The sequence below is a fragment of the Pseudarthrobacter sp. genome (assembly GCF_036675385.1).
In the GTDB taxonomy this organism is placed as follows: Bacteria; Actinomycetota; Actinomycetes; order Actinomycetales; family Micrococcaceae; genus Arthrobacter.
The window spans coordinates 1-19,957 of record NZ_JAKFFD010000113.1; the positions used below are offsets into that span (position 1 = coordinate 1).

Genomic DNA, 19,957 nt, shown 5'->3' on the forward strand with positions numbered 1-19,957 from the left:
GACACCGCCGCCACCTGGCTCCTCGGCGGAACCGGTGACCAGACAGATATGGACGGCGGCAGCGTGGCTGCTGGTGTTCCGTCACCGCGGGCGCAGGTGTTGATCACGGTCCCGGTCATGGCGCTGCTGGGCCAGACCGACGAACCCGCCATGCTCGACGGATACGGGCCGATCCCGCCGTCCATGGCCCGCCGCCTGATCGCCGACGGTGCCGAATCCTTCCACCGCGTCCTGATCGACCCCCGCGACGGCGCACCGCTCGAGATCGGGCGGACCAGCTACCGGCTCACCAAAGCCCAACGCCAATGGCTGCGGTTACGCGACGGGAAATGCCCGTTCCCCGGCTGCAGCAACCACTCCCTCGACAACGAGGCCGACCACCTCCTCGCCTGGGCCAAGGGAGGCAGTACCGGGATCAGTAATCTCGGCCAGCCATGCCGCAAGCACCACCGACTCAGACACATCACCGGGTGGAAACCCACAACCGCCACCAAGAATGAACCGCCAAGCTGGATCTCACCCACCGGACGCCACTACCAAAGCGAACACCCAGACTGGGAACCACCGCAGTGGCCAAAACCCTGGCCGGATGATCCTGTTTCGGAGCCTCAACCGTCCGGCCTTCGTCTACCCGGCAATGAACTGCCCGACTGTGGGCTGCCATCGGACGACATCGTCCCAGACGAGGCGCTGCCGGACGGGCCAATGCCCGAAGACCCCTATCCGAACTGGGACTTCACTGCCCACAGCACTGTCCGGCCGCCAGCGCCAAGCGACGCCAGCGCCAAGTGACGGCAGGGCCAACGTGGGCAGGGTTAGGCCAGGGACGTGTCTAAGGCGGGTAGAACAGAGCTCCCTCCCCACCAGGCTCTCCTCTCATCAACGGCGCGAACGGACAGTTGGGGCCCGGATTTCAAGGGCCGCAAGTGTTCGTTCGCGCCGGGTGGGTGTCGCGGAGAGCCCCGGCGGACTAGATTCATGAGCAAGATGACCAAGTCACGCAAAGAAGCGCAGGCGACCGCATACTGGACCACGGGCCCGGAACACGGCGAGCTCCGCAACGAGGCCCTGCCCGCTCCCGGGCCCGGCGAAGCCTTGGTCCGCACGCTGTATTCAGGCATCAGCAAGGGCACGGAAATTGTGGTGCACAAAGGCTCCGTCCCGCCCCGAGTGGCTGCGGAAATGCGCGCCCCGCACCAGGAGGGTACCTTCCCGTCGCCCGTGAAGTTCGGATATCTCTCGGTGGGCGTTGTGGAGGTGGGGCCCGAAGGCTGGGCGGGCCAGAAAGTCTTCTGCCTCAATCCACACCAGGACCGCTACGTCATTTCCACCGACGCCCTCACCAGGATTCCCGACGGCGTCCCCGCCCGCCGCGCCGTCCTCACCGGCACCGTGGAAACCGCCGTCAACGCCCTCTGGGAAGCCGGACCGAGGCTGGGCGACCGGATCGCCGTCGTCGGCGCGGGCCTGGTGGGTGGCATGGTGGCTGCACTGCTGCGGACTTTCCCGCTGGCCCGCCTACAACTCGTGGACGTGGACCCGGAACGCAAACAGTTGGCGGACAGGCTCGGCGTGGAGTTCACCCGCCCGGATGATGCCAAACCCGACTGTGACATCGTGTTCCACTGCTCCGCTTCCCAGGAAGGCCTCGAACGCAGCCTGCAGCTGGCCGGCGATGAGGGGGAGATCATCGAGATGTCCTGGTATGCCAACCGCAAGGTCACGCTGCCGCTGGGTGAAGATTTTCACGCACGCAGGCTCTCCATCCGGGCCAGCCAGGTGGGCGTGGTTGCCCGGGCACGGCGGCACCGCCGGACCACGGCTGAGCGACTGGAATTGGCTGTTGAGCTCCTCAAGGACCCGGTCTTCGATGTATTCCTCACGGGTGCCTCTCCGTTCACGGACCTGCCGGCCGTGGTGCAGAACCTAGCCGACGGCACGCTCGAAGCCCTGTGCCATGTGATCGAATACCCCAACGCAGACAGCCCCGCGGACGCCAACCCCAAAGACAGGAAATAGCCCGTGTTCAGCCTGACCGTCCGACGCCACTTTATGATCGCCCACAGCCTCCCGCGGGAGGCCTTTGGCCCGGCCCAGGCCCTCCACGGGGCGACGTTCGTGGCGGAGGCGACGTTCCGCCGTCGTGCGCTGAACCCGGACTCGATTGTCCTGGACATCGGAGCCGCCGGCGGCATCATCGAGAACGTGCTGTCCGGCCTCAACTACAAAAACCTGGACGAACACCCGGACTTCGAAGGCAAGCTCAGCACCACCGAGGCGCTCGCGGAATACATCGCCCGCGCCGTCGCAGCCAAGCTCACGGATGACGACGACGGCCGCGAGCTCGCGGGGATCGACGTCACCCTGCGCGAAAATCCGGACGCGTGGGCCACCTACACCCTCGACCTGTCCGCCTGATCCCATGCTGGTCAGGTTCCTGGTCCCCGCCAACATCCGCCACAACTCCGGCGGCAACGTCTACAACGCGCGGCTCACCCAAGGCCTGAGATCGTTGGGGGTTGCCGTGGAGATGCTGGCGGTGGAAGGTTCGTGGCCTGACGCCAGCGCTAGGGACCGACGGCGGCTGGGCGGCCTGCTGGGCGCCTGGGACCCAAGGCGGGACTCATCGCAGTCGGACATCACCCCGGAAACGGTCACCCTCGTGGACGGGCTGATTGCGTGCGGTGCGCCTGGCGAACTGGAGTACGCCGCGGCCGCCGGACAACACCCGTGGGTCCTGCAGCACATGCCGTCGCCCAGCCACCCTTACGGCGAAGGGCGGGCACTGCGGGCGGCCGCCGGAGTGATCTGCACCAGTTCGTCCGCAGCGGCCTCGGCCGCAGAAAAGCACGGGCTCCGCGCCAGCCGGGTTGTCCTGCCCGGGACGGACACGGCACCGGTGGCGTCAGGTTCGGCCCCGCCCCACATCATTGCGGTGGCCGCGCTGCTGCCCAACAAGGACCAGTTGCTGACCGTGGCCGCGCTGTCCCGGCTCCGGGACCTCGCCTGGACAGCGTCGCTGGTGGGAACGGACGACGCCGATCCCGCCTATGCGGCACAGGTCCGGGCAGCCATTGCCTCCCTTGGAATGGAGGACAGGGTGCGCGTGACCGGCCAGCTCGCCGGGACCGAACTGGCGGACGAGTGGAGCCGGACGGACCTGAGCCTTCTTGTGTCCCGGGCCGAAGCCTTTGGGCTTGTGGTGACGGAATCGCTGGCCCACGGGATTCCCGTCATCGTGCGGGAGGGGACCGGCGCCGTGGACGCCCTGGGCCTCGCCGGAAGACTCGCCGGCAGGCTCGGGCAACGAGTTGGCAGGCTCGCGGGAAAACCGGACGGCGAGCGTGGTGGTGAACGTGATGGCGGGACATATGCCGTGCCAGGTGCCGCCGTCGGACTCGCCGGACCCGAAGGCGACGCACCTCGTGGCAACGGACCTGAAGACCACCACGCGGACGTGCTCGCTGCCGTGATCCGGCAGTGGCTGGTAGACGAAACCCTCCGAGCCGGCTGGCGTGCCGCTGCCCTGGCGGCACGGGAACAGCTGCCCGGCTGGGACTCCACCGCCCGGAACGTCCTGGAAATCCTCGGCGTGCCTGCCAAAACGCCTCCTGCCAAAACGCCTGCTGAAGAAACACCTGCCGCGGGGATGCCTACCGCTGCGGGTACGGCCGGTGGACAATAAGCCATGACCACGCTCCCGACCTCCGCCGCCGTATTGACCCCACAGGCCGTGACCCCCAAAGCCCTGAGCCAAGATGCCCCGGATCCGCAGGTGCTCACCCCAGAGCTCCTCAGGGCATGGGCCTGGCATAAGCAGGGCCTCGACGGCACACTCCGGGGCGCGGATGCCGCCGACGTGTTTAGCAGAGCCGGCTGGGCCCGTTCCGTGGGCGGCGCCAACCCGTACCTCACGCTCTTTGCCCGCGCCGGCACTAGCCGCGCGCAGGCGGATGCCGACGTCCTGTCGCTGAAAATCCATGAGCTGCCCACGGCCCGCGGCTGCACCTATGTGCTGGGACAGGATGACTTTGCGTGGGGCCTCCAGATCGGCCGGGACGCCGCCGTGGCGCCGTTCCGTGTGCTGGCGAGAATGGGCGTCGAGCGCGGCGAGATCACGCTGCTGGAGGAGGAGATCCTCCACGCCCTGGCCGAGGCCGGCAACCCGCTGGACCCCAAACAGCTCAAGGATCTCCTGGGCGATTCGGTCCGGAACCTCGGCGAGGAGGGCAAAAAGAAGGGCGCCGCCACCACGTTGCCCACGGCCTTGGGCCTCCTCCAGGCGGACGGACGGATCCGGCGCGTGCCCGCCAACGGCCGGCTGGATCAGCAGCGCTACGCCTACACGCTGTGGGGTTTGCCGCCCACCGCCATGGAGGACGACGCCGCCCGCAGCCTCCTGCTGCAGCGCTATCTTGGCTGGACTGGCGGTGCCACGGTCAAGCAGTCGCAATGGTTCACCGGGTTCACCCTGGCCCACACGAAGGCAGCGTTGGCCGCCACTGGGGCGGTGGAGGTTCCCACCGCCAACGGTGAGGTGCTGTGGATGATGCCCGACGACGTCGGGCGGCTTGCGTTGTTCGAGGCGCCGGCGGAGGAACAGATTCAGCTGCTGGCCGGCACGGATTCATTGGTCCTGCTCCGCAGGAACTCAGGGGAGCTGTTTGCCGAGGAGGACAAGGGAAAGCAGGTCCTGGGGTCCACGTTGGCGTTGCAGGCTGACTTGCCGGACCATCCGATCTTCGACCGCGGCCGGATCATCGGGCTGTGGCAATACGATCCCGGGAAATCACGGATTGCCTATTGGCTCTTTGGCGGGGCCACGCCCGCAGTATCCCGGCGCATCGCCGAGGTAGAGGCCTGGATCCGGGACGAACTGGGGGACTTCCGCTCGTTTAGCCTGGACTCGCCGGCCTCGCGCCAGGACAGGATCGACGCCCTGGATGCCGCAGGCTGAGGGTCGTGCAGGCAGGTGAGAGCGCTACAGCAGGCCCGAGACGAATTGCAGCCCGCCTACGACCCGTTACAGCCGGCTGCGGTGCGCTGCGAAGAAGTCCCTGAGGACCGCACCGCACTCCTCTTCCCGGACGCCGCCGTAGACCTCAACCCAGTGGTTGAGCCGGCGCTCGCGGAGGATATCGAATACCGAGCCCGCCGCTCCGGCCTTCTCATCCCAGGCACCGAAGACCACGCGGGGAATCCTGGCCAGGACCACGGCGCCGGCGCACATGGCGCACGGCTCCAGAGTCACCACGAGCGTGCAGTCGGCCAGCCGCCAGCCGTCCCCGGTGCCGCCGTCGAGTTTGGACAAGGCACGCAACCGGTCCGCCGCCTGCCGGATGGCCACTATCTCTGCGTGGGCAGTGGGGTCTCCCAGCTCTTCCCGCTGGTTCCGTCCGGAACCCAGCACGGCGCCGTCGGGCCCAATCACCACGGCGCCGATCGGCACGTCCTCGGTGGCCAGCGCGCGCCGGGCTTCGTCCAGGGCAAGACCCATCCATTCGAGGTGGTTCTTTTCTGCGGCGACCATGGCTCAATGATAGTTTCGAAGGATATCCAGCCTGCAAAGCATTAACGCCGGGGAGGCATAGTGGACACGTTCAGGGACCGTCTGGGCCAATGGTTCAAACCGTACGCCGCGCTGTGGATCACCATGCTGGTTGGGGGAGCGCTGGTGGTGACCATGGCGCTCCTGGGTGCCGAGGTTTACAACAACGTGGTGGATGAAGAGGGACTGACCGCCCTGGACCTGCCCGCGCTGGAGCTGTCCCAGGGCCTGCGGAACCCCGCACTGGATGCCGGGGTGACGGCTTTCACCAACATCGGCGGAGGCATCGGCATGCCCATCCTTGCAAGCATACTTACGGCCTGGCTCACGTTCCTGAGCCGGACCTGGCGGCCCATCATCCTGGTGGGCGGCGCCGCGGCCGTCTCCACGCTGGCCACCACGGTGGGCAAGCGGCTGGTGGGCCGCACTCGCCCGGACCACGCCGAAGCTGTCCCTCCGTACGAGACTTCGCCGTCGTTCCCCAGCGGCCACACCCTGAATACAACGGTGGTGATCGGTGTGCTGGTGTACGTCATGTGCCTCCAGTTCGAAGTGCTCTGGGCGCGCATCACCGCCATCACCGCCGGCGTGATCTTCATCATCGCCATGGGCCTGAGCAGGGTGTTCCTCGGCCATCACTGGCTGACCGATGTGATGGCCGGCTGGTTCCTCGGCCTGGCCTGGGTGGGCATGGTGATCCTGGCGCACCGGCTGTTCCACCTGCTGCGGAAACGCGAGCACGCGGGCCCGGCACCCACGTTCGAACACCCCGCCCTGCGGGACGATCCGTCGAGCTGATTCCGGGCCGGACGCTGCGCGCGCGGGTGATAGTTTTGACGCATGCGCACTCTCGTTGTGGACCACCCGCTGGTCGCCCATAAGCTCACCGTCCTGCGGGACAAGAACACTCCGTCACCGGTCTTCCGGCAGTTGACGGAAGAGCTGGTGACCCTCCTGGCCTACGAAGCCACCCGTGAGGTCCGCACCCAGCCGGTCACCATCGAGACGCCGGTCAGCACCACAGTGGGCACCGCTTTCACCAAGCCCACGCCTCTGGTGGTTCCCATCCTGCGCGCCGGGCTCGGCATGCTCGAGGGCATGACCAAGCTGGTCCCCACCGCTGAGGTGGGTTTCCTGGGCATGGCCCGCGATGAGGAAACCCTGGACATCATCACGTACGCGGAGCGGCTCCCTGAGGACCTGACGGACCGGCAGATCTTTGTTCTGGATCCGATGCTTGCCACCGGCGGAACCCTGCGCGAAGCCATCAAGTTCCTGTTCAAGCGCGGCGCCTCAGACGTCACGTGCATTTGCCTCCTGGCCGCGCCGGAAGGCCTGGCCAAGCTCGAAGAGGAACTGGCCGAGGCCAACGTGACCATCGTGCTGGCTTCCATTGACGAACGGCTCGACGAGAAGTCCTACATCGTTCCCGGGCTCGGCGACGCCGGCGACCGCCTGTACGGCATCGCCGGCTAGTACGGGCTGCTCCAGAATGTAAGTCTTCCGCTTTCCTGCCGCCGCCGTTAGCCTGTGGCGCATGGACTGGAAACTTGAACTCGTTTTTGTGCCCGTATCCGACGTGGACCGGGCCAAGGATTTCTATGTCAACAAAGTTGGATTCAACCCGGATTTCGACGAGCGGCCCATGGATGGCATTCGTTTCGTCCAGCTGACCCCGCCGGGATCCGCCTGCTCCATTTGTATTGGCGAGGGCCTCAATGACGCCCCTCCGGGCACAGCCCCAAGCCTGCAGATGGTGGTCAGCGACATCCAGGCTGCCCACGACCACCTCAAGGGCAACGGTGTGGAGGTCAGCGACATCGACATCCAGGACTGGGGGCACTTCGTCTACTTCGCGGATCCCGACGGAAACAAGTGGGCGGTGCAGTACATCCCGGGCCGTGACGCCTGAGGGCGGCGCCCGGGTCGCGACGCCTGAGCCGGTAACGCCTAAGGCAAAATAGGCAGCATGAACATCCCCACACCTACCGCCACACGAGCACCTGCCGCCGCACGAACACTGACCTGCCGGGCCGTCCTTTTCGATATGGACGGCACACTGGTGGACTCCACGGCAGTAGTGGAGGAGGTCTGGGGAGAATTCGCGGCCCGGTACGGCCTGGACATCGCCGAAATCCTGCGCACTTCGCACGGCGTCCAGGCTGCCGATACCGTGCGCCGTTTCGCGCCGGCGGGAGCGGACGTCGCGGCCCTCACCGAGGAACTGGGTGCGATGGAACGGGTGCGGACGGCCGGTATCATCGCGTTGCCGGGGGCTGCCGACCTGCTTCGCAGCCTCCCGGCCCAGGCAGTGGCGCTGGTGACTTCAGCGGACAGGACCCTGGCAGACATCCGCATGGACGCTGCCGGGCTGGACATGCCGGCCACGGCCGTGACGGCGGACCTGGTCACACGGGGCAAGCCGCACCCGGAAGGCTATCTGATGGCCGCCGGGCTGCTGGGCGTGAAACCGGATGACGCCGTGGTGTTCGAGGATGCGCCCGCCGGAATCGCGGCAGGCGTTGCTGCGGGTATCCGGACGGTGGCCGTGGGTCCGAATGCGGGCGAATTGCCAGCAGGCGTGCTGCATATCGCGGATTACCGTGCCGTGACGGCCTCCGTGGAAACGGACGCCGCGGGACGGCAGCTCATTTCTTTCCGGCTTTGACTCTTTCCGGCTTTGACGCCGGCGGATCACTTTCGTGATCCGCCGGCGCCGCTCGGTCGGCCTAGTACCAGTTGTGCGACAGGTGGAAGTTCAGCGCCCCGCACGGTGACTGGTAGCGCTCCTGGATGTAGTTCAGGCCCCAGTTGATCTGCGTGCGGTAGTTGGTGATGTAGTCCGCACCGGCGCTAGCCATCTTCTCAGCAGGCAATGACTGGACGATGCCGTACGCGCCGCTGCTGGCGTTGGTGGCCGTGGTGGTCCAGTCGGATTCCTTGGTCCACAGCGTCTGCAGGCACTGCATCTGGTCAGCGGACCAGCCGTACGTCGCCAGCTGGCCAGCAGCGTAGGCCTGCGCTCCTGCGGGGTCGTTGACTGCCACAACAGGCGCGGGCGCAGGTTCCGGGGCCGGAGCCGGAGCGGGCTCCGGGACCGGGGCAGGTGCCGGTTCGGCGGCCTGGGGCGCGACGTTGATCTCGGCCGGCGCAGCTTCCGGGGAGGCCGGGGGCTGGATCTCGGCTGTCTCGAAGCTCAGCTTCGACTGGGCGCTGGCTTGTTCGGCGGCCTGGTCCGCGCTGGCCGCAAGCGACGCAGACTCGGAAGCGTGTGCCGCGGCGCTGACGCCGACCAGCAGGGCGCACGCCGTCGCGAACACCGCGACGCGCTGGCCCACGGAGGGAATCCGCGCGGCCTTGGACAATGGGGACATAGCTGCACCGAAGCGCGTCTGCTTGCGGTGGCTGTGGGACTTTGTGTCGCCCTGCGGGCGCGTTTGTACCTTGAATTCAGACATGATGGATCGCCTCTCACACCTGCGGAGTTAGCTGTCGGGTTCGGATGAGGGCATCCGGCCACACGGCACAATCACGTGTTGGCTTAACCCCAAAGGGCACTTGGTGCCCGGGACGGTGGGTCCCCCGCCTCTGCCTCTGAAAACGGAATCCGGGAAGCGGCAGAGCTTGGCGTCATCCGGATATGCGGCCCAAACGGGAACCACACGTCATCGACGCTACAGGAGCTGGAACCTTAAGTCACATTTTGGTAACGGGAATCACGGCGATGGTGTGTCGCCTTGCTGCGCTCGGGCGTCAGTGGGTTGCGCCAGCGCGCCGGCAGGGAAGAGCAATGCGAACTCCGTCCGTCCGGCCCGTGATGTCACTTCCACGCTCCCGCCATGGGCCTCCATGATCGACTGGACAATGGCCAGGCCCAAGCCACTTGTGCCTTCGGACGCCCCGGCGCCCGAGGCCGGCGCCGTACCCTTGCGCGCCGCGTCTGCGCGGGCAAACCGGGAGAAAACGTGGTCAACGAACTCCGCAGGGATGCCCCCGCCGTCGTCCGTTACCGTCACCGCTGCGCCGCCATTGGCAGACTTCGTGACAGCGGTGACCACGGTGGTTCCCGGCGGCGTGTGCTTGCGCGCATTGGATAGCAGGTTGACAAGCACCTGACGCAGTTGGGATGCATCACCCGTGACGGCGAGCGGCTCGTCAGGCAGTTCAAGGCGCCATTGGTGGTCCGGGGCGATGACCTTCTCGTCACTGACGGTTTCGATCACGAGTTGTGTGAGGTCAACTTCGCTGAGCTTCAGGGGCTGGCCCTCATCGAGCCGGGCGAGCAGGAGCAGATCCTCCACCAGGGTGGTCATGCGTTCGGACTGGCTTTGGACCCGGGCCAGGGATTTCCGGCCGTCCGGCGTGAAGTCCTCGGTCATCCGCATCAGCTCCGTGTACCCGCGGATGGCGGTCAGCGGGGTGCGCAGCTCATGGGAAGCGTCGGCAACGAACTGCCGCACCTTGGTCTCGCTCCGCTGCCGCGCCTCGAGGGCACTGGCGACGTTGTCCAGCATCAGGTTCAGGGCGTGCCCTACGCTGCCCACTTCGGTTCCGGGGTTGGAGTTCGACGGCGGGACGCGCACCGCGAGTGCCACCTCGCCCGCGTCCAGCCGGAGCCGGGCCACCCGGGTTGCCACCTCGGAAAGCTGCTCCAGCGGCTTCATGGTGCGCCGGATCAGCACTGTTCCTGCCAGTCCGATCAGCGCCAGGCCGCCCAAGGAGACAAACACAAAGGTCCACACCAGCGATGCCAGCGTGCTCTCCTTGGCGGCGAGCGGAAGGCCCGTGACAAGGACATCGCCGTAGCCGGTTTGGACGGCCACAATCCGGTAATCCCCGTTGGACAGCGAGCGGTTCACGGGGATGCCGTTCTGCGTCAGCGCCAGCAGGGTCTGCTTGTCCTCGGAGTCGAGGGGTAGGCGTGTGGTGTCCGAGTCCAGGAAACCGCCACTGGGGATCTGGCCGTTCAGGATCCGCGCATTCAGCGTTCCGACACTCTGCCCGCGGGAGTCAAGCGGGTCCGGCCTGCCGTTGAATCCGCCCAGGGGCGGGCGGCCCGGACCGTTCGAGAGTTTGGCGGCCTGGCTCAGCTGTTCATCCAGCTGACCCGTGAGAAAGGAATCCATGGAGGCGTAACTGAACAGCCCCACGGCGCCGCAGATGGCCACCAGCAGGGCCATGGCCAACAGGATCAGGCGCGTGCGCAGATGCCAGGTGTCCGGTTTCAGCCAGCTCCGGGCTGGTGCTGGGGTTGCTCGCGGCGAGGACATGGAGCTGTTACTCAGCCGGTTTGATGACGTAGCCGGCGCCCCGCACGGTATGGATCATGGGCGGGTGCAAGGCATCCACTTTCTTGCGCAGGTAGGAGATGTAGAGCTCCACAATGTTGGCCTGGCCGCCGAAGTCATAGTTCCAGACGCGGTCCAGGATCTGGGCTTTGCTGATGACGCGTTTGGGGTTCTCCATGAGGTACCGGAGCAGCTCGAACTGGGTGGCGGTGAGCTGGAGGGCGTCGCCCGCACGGGTCACTTCGCGGGTGTCGATGTTGAGGACAAGATCGCCCACCACAAGTTCGGCAGTGTCCATCGCGGCAACGCCGGAGCGCTGGACAAGGCGGTGCAGCCGCAGCAGGACCTCTTCCATACTGAACGGCTTGGTCACGTAGTCGTCCCCGCCGGCCGCCAGGCCCACGATCCTGTCCTGGACGGCGTCCTTGGCAGTCAGGAAAAGCGCAGGTACCTCCGGCGCGAAGGCGCGGATCCTGCCCAGCAGCTCAACGCCGTCGAACCCTGGCAGCATCACGTCCAGCACCAGGACGTCCGGGCGGAACTCCTTGGCAAGCTTGACGGCCTCCGGGCCATCCGAAGCCACCGCAACGGACCAGCCGGCCATGCGCAGCCCCATGCTCATGAGCTCGGAAAGGCTGGGTTCGTCGTCAACCACCAGGGCGCGGATGGGGGAGCCGTCCGGGTGGGTCAGTTGTGGAAGGTTGTTGGTCATGGAGTGCGAAGTGGCCATGGGACAACTCTCCGATCATTCGGTTAGCCCGCGCTATGGGGTTCCTGTGCGCACGCTGTGAATCCCAGCCTAGCGAGCTGGATGGGCGATCTGGGGGCCGGGCGGGACGCCGACAATCCGCCGGCGGACGCCTTCTCCGCTGGACAGGCGGCAAAACCCGGCAGGGAATCTCGGCAAGTCATTGGCCGGTGAATTTCAAGGTCTTGATATGGCGAAAGGGCGAACATTGTTCGCCGGAGAGGGCCATTTGCGCACCCATGACGGACAACAACTCCTATTTTGCCGCCAAATCAGAATGGTGATCTGTAACACAAATCCGCATTTTGTCTCAGTATGCGGAACGTTGCACCCATTGTTACTTGCAAGTTTTCATTGTTACGTTGCACACTTTCAATTGTGAACAAGAACTCAACAGCACCTGCAGCCGCAGAATATTGGCCCAGCACATCCGCTGCTGCCGACATGCGCTGTTGTCGAATGCACGCCTGATCTTCAGACCCCACGAAGTTCTTAGGCATTCGCCCCCAGCCCAGCGTAGGGCGCCATCCCCAGATTTCATTGCGGGGACAATCAGCATTCGAGCCGCGATGACGGCCATTCACATTGAGGTAAGCATTCATGTCAGTTGCATCCGGATACGTCCACATCTCCGTCCGTAACGCAGGCAAGGCCGGCCAGGCTTCCGGCCTCCGCCAGGGGTTCGGTGCCCGACCGGCGTTCGCCCCGGCTGCACCCGGGGCCAGCTTTCCTGCCCCCGGCTACGCACCCCAGGGCTACAACCCCAGTTCCTACGGCCAGCTCCGCGCCGTCCAGCCTGCCGATGCCGCGCCGCTCACCGCGCCCACTCCGGTGATCGCGGGACCCAACAGTGTCCGCCCGGTCGCCAATGACACCGTGGCCCGCGGATTTGTCCTCTACATGGGCATCGACGAGGAGACCGCAGCGGCTGCCGGAACCTCCATTGCCAAGCTTGCCCAGGAAATCCGCGCTTACGCACAGTCACTCGTGACCGGTGCTGAAAGCTACGCGGCCGTGGCCGTGGCGCCGGCCGGCACCCCCGGTTCCGCGCTCGACGTCGTCCGTTCCACCTTTGGTGACCCCACCGTGAACGCGCAGAAGCGCACCGAGACTGCCCGGCTGCAGCAGCCCCAGGACCCGCGCCCGTCCGGCGTCCTGATCGACCTCGCCCGCCGCGAAGTCCACCTTGACGGCGAATCCCTGAACCTGACCTTCAAGGAATTCGAACTCCTGAACTACCTGGTGGAAAACGGCACCCGCACGGTTGGCCGCGATGAACTGCTTGAGGGCCTGTGGCGCAACGCCGAGGAAGTCCCCAACGAGCGCACCATCGACGTCCACATCCGCCGTCTCCGCTCCAAGCTGGGCCGCCTCGCCAACACCGTCCGTACCGTCCGCGGCCAGGGCTACCGCTTCTACGAGCACCCCGAAGTTATTGTCTGGGCCGCTCCGGAATACTCGATCTAGTCCTTACTTCAGTACCGCCAAAAGGCGGCACGATCCCTCTGCGCCTGCGCTCGTACCTCACGCAACAACGGCGCTTTCGGGATGTGCCGCCTTTTCGCGTTCAGTCCGGCCCCGCGAGTGTTGGCCTCCGCGGCTGATGTTCGACGGCGGCGCGGCCCACCTGTGTGGGCGTTAGGCTTGGGGGATGAGCGACCACCACATCAAACGCCTGGTGATCATGCGGCACGCCAAGTCCGACTGGCCCGGCGGTGTGGCGGATCATGAGCGGCCGCTGGAGGAACGGGGACACCGCGAGGCGCCCCTGGCCGGCAAGTGGCTGGTCAAACACGGCATCTTCCCGGACTTCATCCTCTGTTCCAGTGCGCTGCGCACCCGCCAGACCTGCACGTGGGTGTGCTCTGAACTGGGGGACAAGGCCCCGACGCCGAAACTTGAGGACGGCCTCTACGCCGCCTCTGCGCTGCGGATGCTCGCCGTGGTCAACCACGTGCCTGACACCGTCACCACACTGATGCTCATCTCGCACATGCCTGGCGTCCAGGACCTCGCCATGCACCTGGCCTCACGCGATTCAAACCATGACGCCTACATGGATGCCGCCACGCGCTACCCCACCAGCGCCCTCACCGTGCTGGAAACGGAAAAATCCTGGGCCGAACTGGACGGGCAGGACGCCCGGCTGACCAAGTTCAAGGTCCCGCGAGCCCACTAACGCCACGGGATCCAGTGATCCCATTGGACTCACTGACCCCACGGGACCCGGCGACCTCCCGCAGCAGTCCGGCGACGTACTGGATGCCCGGGCTGGCCGCCATGGTGCGGCGGTACACGATGCCCACCTGCCTGACCTGCGTGGGGTTGACCAGGGGCAGGCCGACGACGTCCGCAGGCAGCGCGGGCCGGCCGAGGCGGGGGACCAGCGCCACCACGGCTCCCTGCTCCACCAGTGCGATGTGGGTTGCGAAGTCTGGATCGTAGACCCTGATGTCCGGCACCCGGCCAAGGTCGCCGAAGATCCTCAGTAGGGCCTCGTTGCAGATGGCTCCGTGCGGCGTGCTGATCCAGCGCTCGTCCACCAGATCCGCGGGTTCCACCTGGCCGCGTCCTGCCAAGGGATGGTCGCGGTGCACCAGGACGTCCGCTACGTCCTCGCACAACCACTCGAGTTTCATGTGCTCCGGTATGACCAGCGGGACGGAGTTCCAGTTGTGGACCACGCCCAGGTCCGCCTCCCCGTTGGCCACCCGCGCCACGGCTTCCCGCGGGTCCTCGGCCAGCACGCTGAGGTCCAGGTCCGCTCCGGATGAGGCCAGCCGTCCCAGCAGCGGCCCCACGAGGCCCCTGCAGGCCGTGGAAAAGGCAACAACCTTGAGGTGCCCGGTAGGTTTGGCCGGATCCGCCAAGAGCGTGGATTCCAGCTCCTCGAGCTCTGACAGGATGCGCCGGCCGTAAGCTGCCAGGGTGAGCCCGCGCTCCGTCAGCAGCACCCCGCGGCCGCGGCGCTCCAGGACGGGGAATCCGGTCTGTTTCTCCAGCTTCTTGATCTGCTGGGAGACGGCCGACGGGCTGAAGCCCATCACCTCCGACGCCGCGATGACCGAACCGTGCTGTTCAATCGCCGTCAGTGCCCGCAGCGAACCGATCTCAATCATGAAGCAAACGTACATGATTCGACGCAGAATTCAACGCTGGTGCTTCATCTGCCGTTCTGCAAGAGTGGGACCGTGAATCTCCGACACTCCCTCCTTGCTGCCTTGGTCGCCGTTCTCTGGGGCCTGAACTTCGTGGCCATCGACTTCGGCCTGCATGCGAACGGCCGTGAGGTTCCCCCGCTGCTGTTTGTGGCCATGCGGTTCCTCCTGGTGGTCTTCCCCTGGATCTTCTTCATCAGGAAGCCCGACGTCAGCTGGAAGGCGATCATCGGCGTCGGCGTCTTTATGAGCGCGGGCCAGTTCGGCCTCCTCTACCTGGCCATGGCGCTGGGCATGCCGGCCGGCCTCGCCTCCCTGGTCCTCCAGGCCCAGGTGCTGCTCACCGTCCTCCTGGCCGCCGGGTTCCTGCGCGAGCGGCCCAGCCGGAGCCAACTGGCCGGCGTCGTTCTTGGCGTTGCGGGGCTGGCCGTGGTGGCCGTCGGCCGCAGTGCCGTGGCGCCGGTGCTGCCGCTCATCATCGTCCTGGGTGCCGCGCTATCCTGGGCGGCCGGGAACGTCATTGCGCGTCAGGCCAAGGCCGCCTCCGGGCTGGGGCTGGTGGTCTGGTCAGGCGCAGTGGTGCCCCTGCCCCTGGCCGGGCTGTCGCTGCTGGTGGACGGGCCGGACGCGGTGTTCGGCACGCTGGCAGACCTCCAGCCGGCCACGATCCTGAGTGCCCTGTACACGGCCATTTTCGCGTCGCTCGTGGGGTATGGGATCTGGAACCGGCTCCTGGCCAGCTATCCGTCGTCCGCCGTGGTGCCCTTTACCCTGCTGGTGCCCGTGGTGGGCATGAGCGCGGCCTGGCTGGCGTTGGGGGAGGTGCCCACGCCGGCGGAACTGGCTGGCGGGTTGCTCCTCCTGGGCGGGGTGGCGACTGCCGTGCTCACCGGCCGAGGCCGGCTGAATCAGCGGCAGGTTCTGCGGTTGGGTCAGCGGCGCGGCGCCGGTTTGGCGCCCGTCTTGGCGCCCGTCTTGGTGCCCGGTTTGGGTGCCGGTTTGCGGACCGGGGAGGCGGACGACGACGGCCGCTTGGCTGCCGAGGCTGGCATCCGGGCGGGTGCGCGGGAGCCCGACGCACGCTGACCGGTGGCGGCACCCCGGGGTGCCGCGCCCCCGGTTGACGCGCCCCGGGCCGCGGTGGCTCCGGTTGCCGGGCGCCGCGCGGCAGGGCGGCCAGTGCCGGAAGCGGGCCGCCGCTTGGCTGGCGAGGGCCTCCGTTTGGCAGTCCCCAACCGTCTGCCCGCCGGCCAGACTGCGCCAAGGAACAGGACCGCCAGCGTGGCCACCGCTGAGGCCCCACCCCAGTAGAAGTAGTTGTCCGGATCCCCGGTGGGGAGCGGTGTGCCGAAGATCGAGGACTGCTCGGCGAAGGCAAGCTCCCAGGTGCTGACGAAGGCAAGGGAGAAGGCAATGGTGAGGCTGGATCCCACAGCGGTGGCCACCAATGCAAAGTGGCGCCCGCGGGCCAGGACCTCCGCCACAGCCGCAACATAGGCCAGCGCAACCAGGCCCAGGAACGTGACCATCACGGCCTCTTCCAGGGTGATGGCGGTGAGCACCAGCATGCCCACGGCGGCGACGGCCGCGATCACGGCGAACTTCCCGCTGTTACCCATGTGGCGCATGTGTCCAATCATCCCTGCTACTTCACGACATAGCCGCGCATGATTGCCATGATTGCTGCAACGCTTTGGTCACGGGTGCGTTCCGGGTTGTAGGTCTGCCGGTCCAGCCCCACCACAAAGCAGGCGCCAAAGATCGCCGTTTCGAGGCTTCCCCGCGAGATCGATTCGTCCACCGGATAGACGGCAGCCACGTTCTCTATGGCAGCGCCGATGACCGCCAGGAGTTCAGACCGGAGGACCGCGAACGTGTCCCGCCATTCGCTGGGAGTCCGCCAGTTTTCGCTCACCCACAAACGGGCGAAGGACGGGTAATCGTCCATAAAATCCATGGCCTGGCCGATCATTGCCTCCATGGCCACCAGTGGATCGGCACCGGGCTGCCCGGCCTCGCTAAGCAGGCGTGCCTTCAGGATGTCCACGCCGTGCCGCAGCAGCTGCGCGATCAGGTCCGACTTGCTGCCGAAGTTGTAGTAGACAGTGCCCTTGGAGACGCCCGCCGCCGCGGCGATCTCGTCCACAGTGACACCCGCTGCGCCACGCTGGCCGATCAGCTCCATGGACGCGTCGAAGAGCTTCTGCCGGGTGGCATTGGTCCGGGCCGGGCGGAGTTTCTTCTCGGCGGGACCGTGCATGGCGGGATCGTGCCCCACGGGATCATGCACGCCAGGATCGGGCACCCCAGGCTCAGGCACGCCAGGACCATGCACGCCAGGATCGGGCACCCCAGATCCCGGCGCGGGCGGGCTCATACCGCGATCTCCGGTTTGAGCGTTTTGAGCGTCCAGTACTTGTGCTTCCGGACCGCAAACGTGGACATCGCCGCGCCCAGCAACGTGTAGCCGAGCAGCCCCAGGACAGTGGGCACGATCCCGGACAGGTCCGCGCCGTAGATGAGGTGCCGCATGCCCGTGACCACGTAGCCCATGGGCAGGATTTCGTGGACAACATGGAGCGGCTGCGGGGTGGTCTGCCAGGGGAACGTGCCACCCGAGGACACCAGCTGTAGCACCAGCAGGATCAGCACCACCAGCTTGCCGGGTGACCCCAGCAGCGCCACGATGCCCTGGATGATGGCGCTGAAGGCCATGGCCGCGGCCAGCATAAACAGCCACATCAGTACCGGATGGGCGGGGTTGAGGCCCAACGCCAGGTTCACCACGAGGGTCAGCAGGCTCGCCTGCACCACCGAAACGGCCAGGAACGGAAGCCAGCCGCCGACGGCGATTTTCCAGGCCGGGGCGTTCGACGCCAGGGCCCGCTGGGTGATGGGCCGCATCGCCTGGACCAGCATGAAGATGCCGATCCACAAGGCGAGCGTCAGGAAGAACGGTGCCAGCCCCGCGCCGTAGGAGTCCGCCTTTGCCTGGGAGACATTGCTGACCGCAACGGGATCGGCGATCACCTCTGAGAGGCTGCTCTTCTGCGAATCGTCCGGGTTGGGCACCTGCCCGGCTCCCTTGGAAATTTCGTCGGTCAGCGTCCGTGAGCCGTCAGCGGCGGTGCCGGCCCCGGCTTCCAGCTGCCCCGCACCGTCGTCGAGCGTTTGCGCCCCTTCCGCGAGGCGTCCGGCGCCGTCGAGCGCAGTCTGCTCGCCGGTGGCCAGCGTGGCCGCCCCGGTGTGGAGCTGGTCAGCGCCACCGGAAGCCTGAACAATGGCGTCCTTCAGCGCGGGGGTGGCCGTGGCCAGCTGGGCTGCGCCGACGCTCACGGCTTCGGAGCCGTCCGCGAGCTGCTGGATCTGGGTGGCGTCGGTCTGGATCCGGGTTTTCGCCGCGGCCACGGGGCTGGAGGAGGCCACGGTATCGAAGTCGGCCAGGATTTTGTCTGCCTGCACCTGGGTGATGACTTCGGAGGCGACCAGGCGGGCATTCGATTCGATCACGCGCGTCCGGAGTCCCTGGTCCGCGGCATCAAGCTGCGTGACGACGTCCTGGACCTTGGTGTTCAGCTGCGCGTTCCCCGCAGCCACCTGGGCCGCGCCGTTGGCCAGCGTCCGGGTGTCGGTGGGCAGCGTGGCGGTGCTGTCCTTCAGGACGGAGAGCCCGCCGCTGAGCTGCCCGGCGCCGTCGGTCAGCTGATTGGCCCCGTCACGCAGTTTCAGCTGCCCGTTGTAGAGCTCGCCGGCTCCCGCGCTGAGCTCGCTGGTGCCCGTATGCAGGGTGACGGTCCCGTCGCGGAGGGTGGCCACGCCGTCCGCCAGCTGCCCGGCGCCGTCGGCGGCCTTGAGCATCTGGGCGTGGATGGTGCCGAACCCGGTCAGCAGCTGGTTCGCCGTCTCTTCGCCCACTTCCTTGGCCACAGTCGTGTGCACCGCGGTGGTCAGCTTGTCCACGATGGTGCTCAGCAGGTAGTTGTTAGCATCGTTGGTGGTGACGTTCAGCATCGCCTGGCTGGCCGAATCGAAGCTGCCAGGTGAGACCAGGTTCGTGGAGAACTCTGCCGGGATTTTCAGTGCAAACGCGTACTTGCCGCTGCTGACCCCTGCGTCGGCCTCGGCCGCCGAGGGGACCGCCTGCCAGTTGAAGACGTTCCCCTCCACCAGGCCGTCCGCCACCTTCTTGCCCGCCTGGAGCTCGGTGCCGTCGCTGGACGTGGCGCCGGTGTCTTCCACCACCAGGGCGGCCTCGATCTGGTTCAGGTTCCCGTAGGGATTCCAGTTGGCGTACAGGTACACGGCCCCGTACAGGAGCGGCACCATGATCAGGGCCAGGATGGTCAGCTTCGGCAGCAACCCACCGGTCATCCGCTTGAGTTCGGAACGGGCCAGCCGCAGCACGGTCACTTGGCATCCTCGGTTTCGAGTAAGAGGGATTCGGTTTCTTCGTCTGTGAGAGCCGGCGCATCGGACGCTTCGTCCACGTCAGGGACGGCGTTGCCGATCACCGTGGCCGGTCCCGTCCACCCTGCCGGGAGGGCAGTAACGGTGACGACGACGGCGAGCGGCCGGCCGGCGTCGTACGCCAGCTCCTCAAGCCGCGGGAGCCAGTCCGCAGCGTGGGCACCGTGCCTGTCGGGGGAGTCCACCACCAGGAGGTCGGTGTGCGGGTTGGCGAGGGCCAGTGCCGTCAGCAGTTCAATGCGCCGGTCCGGCGCCAGCTGCTCCGTCCACAGGTCCGCGATGTCCTCGAAACTGTTGACTTTGAGCCAGGGCTTGCTCAGCAGCGCGCCCCGGTAGCGGCGGGGGATCAGGGCTAGGTCCTCGGTGACAAGGTCCCGGACACTGAGGTGCTGCTCGGGCTCATTTACGTTGGGGGAATCCACCAAGGCGCTCGCGAGGCGGAGGGATTTGATGCGTTCGTTGGCGTCCCAGGACATCCGGCCACCAGTGGGTTTCATGCGCCCGCTGATGGTCAGGGCAAGGGCTGTCCGCTGGTCCTGGCGTTCGGCGGTGACGAGGAGGAGCTCACCCCGGCCGACCCGCAGAGAGGTGGGCGGAAGCAAATCGTCGCGCCGGCCCTTCACAAGGAGCTGCTGTACGGAGAGCAAAAATGGCCTTTCGACGGTGTATGTCCACCTCCAGCCTAACTGAACTGACTGGTCAGTTCAAATAGTGCGGGTGGAGGAGGCGCGCGTGAAGCAGGCCAGCG

At 66.7% G+C, this 19,957-nt stretch carries 21 protein-coding genes and 1 riboswitch; of the genes, 12 read left to right on the forward strand and 9 right to left on the reverse strand.

Annotated features, from left to right (window positions below; translation table 11 throughout):
- The 5 genes from V6M49_RS08885 to V6M49_RS08905 all read left to right on the forward strand — a co-directional run.
- Window positions 1–792: HNH endonuclease signature motif containing protein (locus tag V6M49_RS08885; RefSeq protein ID WP_332760895.1), on the forward strand; the 792-nt coding region annotated here is incomplete at its 5' end.
- Between the two features lie 195 nt (window positions 793–987).
- Window positions 988–2,019: a dehydrogenase gene (locus V6M49_RS08890; RefSeq protein ID WP_332760911.1), complete on the forward strand. Its 1,032-nt coding sequence runs from the start codon at window positions 988–990 to the stop codon at window positions 2,017–2,019.
- A gap of 3 nt (window positions 2,020–2,022) precedes the next feature.
- Complete coding sequence (locus V6M49_RS08895; RefSeq protein WP_141139406.1) at window positions 2,023–2,418, forward strand: 6-pyruvoyl trahydropterin synthase family protein; 396 nt, start codon at window positions 2,023–2,025, stop codon at window positions 2,416–2,418.
- Between the two features lie 4 nt (window positions 2,419–2,422).
- Window positions 2,423–3,685: a glycosyltransferase family 4 protein gene (locus tag V6M49_RS08900; protein WP_332760896.1), complete on the forward strand. Its 1,263-nt coding sequence runs from the start codon at window positions 2,423–2,425 to the stop codon at window positions 3,683–3,685.
- 3 nt (window positions 3,686–3,688) lie between these two features.
- Window positions 3,689–4,957, forward strand: a complete 1,269-nt coding sequence (locus V6M49_RS08905; RefSeq protein WP_332760897.1) for a DNA glycosylase AlkZ-like family protein — start codon at window positions 3,689–3,691, stop codon at window positions 4,955–4,957.
- Between the two features lie 66 nt (window positions 4,958–5,023).
- Here the strand turns inward: V6M49_RS08905 and tadA are convergent, their stop codons facing one another.
- Window positions 5,024–5,530 (reverse strand): tRNA adenosine(34) deaminase TadA, encoded by a 507-nt coding sequence (gene tadA, locus V6M49_RS08910; RefSeq protein WP_141139409.1) that lies wholly within the window; start codon window positions 5,528–5,530, stop codon window positions 5,024–5,026.
- Window positions 5,531–5,653: 123 nt separating this feature from the next.
- Between tadA and V6M49_RS08915 the strand changes: the two genes are divergently transcribed.
- The 4 genes from V6M49_RS08915 to V6M49_RS08930 all read left to right on the forward strand — a co-directional run bounded on the left by V6M49_RS08915 (window position 5,654) and on the right by V6M49_RS08930 (window position 8,216).
- Complete coding sequence (locus V6M49_RS08915) at window positions 5,654–6,346, forward strand: phosphatase PAP2 family protein (protein WP_332760912.1); 693 nt, start codon at window positions 5,654–5,656, stop codon at window positions 6,344–6,346.
- A gap of 42 nt (window positions 6,347–6,388) precedes the next feature.
- Complete coding sequence (upp, locus tag V6M49_RS08920) at window positions 6,389–7,024, forward strand: uracil phosphoribosyltransferase (RefSeq protein WP_056342624.1); 636 nt, start codon at window positions 6,389–6,391, stop codon at window positions 7,022–7,024.
- A gap of 61 nt (window positions 7,025–7,085) precedes the next feature.
- A complete protein-coding gene (locus tag V6M49_RS08925) occupies window positions 7,086–7,460 on the forward strand; it encodes a VOC family protein (protein ID WP_141139410.1) in 375 nt (124 codons plus the stop codon).
- Between the two features lie 57 nt (window positions 7,461–7,517).
- Complete coding sequence (locus V6M49_RS08930; protein WP_141139411.1) at window positions 7,518–8,216, forward strand: HAD-IA family hydrolase; 699 nt, start codon at window positions 7,518–7,520, stop codon at window positions 8,214–8,216.
- Window positions 8,217–8,277: 61 nt separating this feature from the next.
- Here V6M49_RS08930 and V6M49_RS08935 read toward each other — a convergent pair whose 3' ends face one another.
- From V6M49_RS08935 to V6M49_RS08950, 4 genes are all read right to left on the reverse strand, one after another.
- Window positions 8,278–9,006: a hypothetical protein gene (locus V6M49_RS08935; RefSeq protein WP_141139412.1), complete on the reverse strand. Its 729-nt coding sequence runs from the start codon at window positions 9,004–9,006 to the stop codon at window positions 8,278–8,280.
- A 5-nt stretch (window positions 9,007–9,011) separates the two neighbouring features.
- Window positions 9,012–9,164: riboswitch (cyclic di-AMP (ydaO/yuaA leader) on the reverse strand.
- Window positions 9,165–9,264: 100 nt separating this feature from the next.
- Entirely contained in the window at window positions 9,265–10,818 is a 1,554-nt protein-coding gene (locus V6M49_RS08940; protein WP_141139413.1) for a sensor histidine kinase, read from the reverse strand.
- A gap of 7 nt (window positions 10,819–10,825) precedes the next feature.
- Window positions 10,826–11,566: a response regulator transcription factor gene (locus V6M49_RS08945; RefSeq protein ID WP_332760898.1), complete on the reverse strand. Its 741-nt coding sequence runs from the start codon at window positions 11,564–11,566 to the stop codon at window positions 10,826–10,828.
- Window positions 11,567–11,856: 290 nt separating this feature from the next.
- Window positions 11,857–12,186: a hypothetical protein gene (locus tag V6M49_RS08950; protein WP_332760899.1), complete on the reverse strand. Its 330-nt coding sequence runs from the start codon at window positions 12,184–12,186 to the stop codon at window positions 11,857–11,859.
- Here V6M49_RS08950 and V6M49_RS08955 point away from each other — a divergent pair.
- Complete coding sequence (locus V6M49_RS08955; RefSeq protein WP_332760900.1) at window positions 12,185–13,051, forward strand: winged helix-turn-helix domain-containing protein; 867 nt, start codon at window positions 12,185–12,187, stop codon at window positions 13,049–13,051. The two genes, V6M49_RS08950 and V6M49_RS08955, sit on opposite strands and share 2 nt — an antisense overlap.
- Before the next feature lie 184 nt (window positions 13,052–13,235).
- A complete protein-coding gene (locus V6M49_RS08960) occupies window positions 13,236–13,763 on the forward strand; it encodes a SixA phosphatase family protein (protein ID WP_141139417.1) in 528 nt (175 codons plus the stop codon).
- Here V6M49_RS08960 and V6M49_RS08965 read toward each other — a convergent pair.
- Entirely contained in the window at window positions 13,741–14,703 is a 963-nt protein-coding gene (locus V6M49_RS08965) for a LysR family transcriptional regulator (RefSeq protein WP_332760901.1), read from the reverse strand. The genes V6M49_RS08960 and V6M49_RS08965 overlap by 23 nt on opposite strands.
- 72 nt (window positions 14,704–14,775) lie before the next feature.
- On the opposite strand from V6M49_RS08965, the gene V6M49_RS08970 reads away from it, so the two are divergent.
- Window positions 14,776–15,828 carry an EamA family transporter gene (locus V6M49_RS08970; protein WP_332760902.1) on the forward strand — a complete coding sequence of 351 codons (1,053 nt, stop codon included), beginning with the start codon at window positions 14,776–14,778 and terminating at the stop codon, window positions 15,826–15,828.
- Between the two features lie 559 nt (window positions 15,829–16,387).
- Here V6M49_RS08970 and V6M49_RS08975 read toward each other — a convergent pair.
- The 3 genes from V6M49_RS08975 to V6M49_RS08985 form a co-directional block, all read right to left on the reverse strand.
- Complete coding sequence (locus V6M49_RS08975) at window positions 16,388–17,002, reverse strand: TetR/AcrR family transcriptional regulator (protein WP_141139420.1); 615 nt, start codon at window positions 17,000–17,002, stop codon at window positions 16,388–16,390.
- Window positions 17,003–17,115: 113 nt separating this feature from the next.
- Window positions 17,116–19,152 carry a YhgE/Pip domain-containing protein gene (locus V6M49_RS08980; protein ID WP_332760903.1) on the reverse strand — a complete coding sequence of 679 codons (2,037 nt, stop codon included), beginning with the start codon at window positions 19,150–19,152 and terminating at the stop codon, window positions 17,116–17,118.
- A complete protein-coding gene (locus V6M49_RS08985; protein WP_332760904.1) occupies window positions 19,149–19,856 on the reverse strand; it encodes an ABC transporter ATP-binding protein in 708 nt (235 codons plus the stop codon). Before V6M49_RS08985 ends, V6M49_RS08980 begins: the two co-directional genes overlap by 4 nt.
- Window positions 19,857–19,957 lie beyond the last annotated feature (101 nt).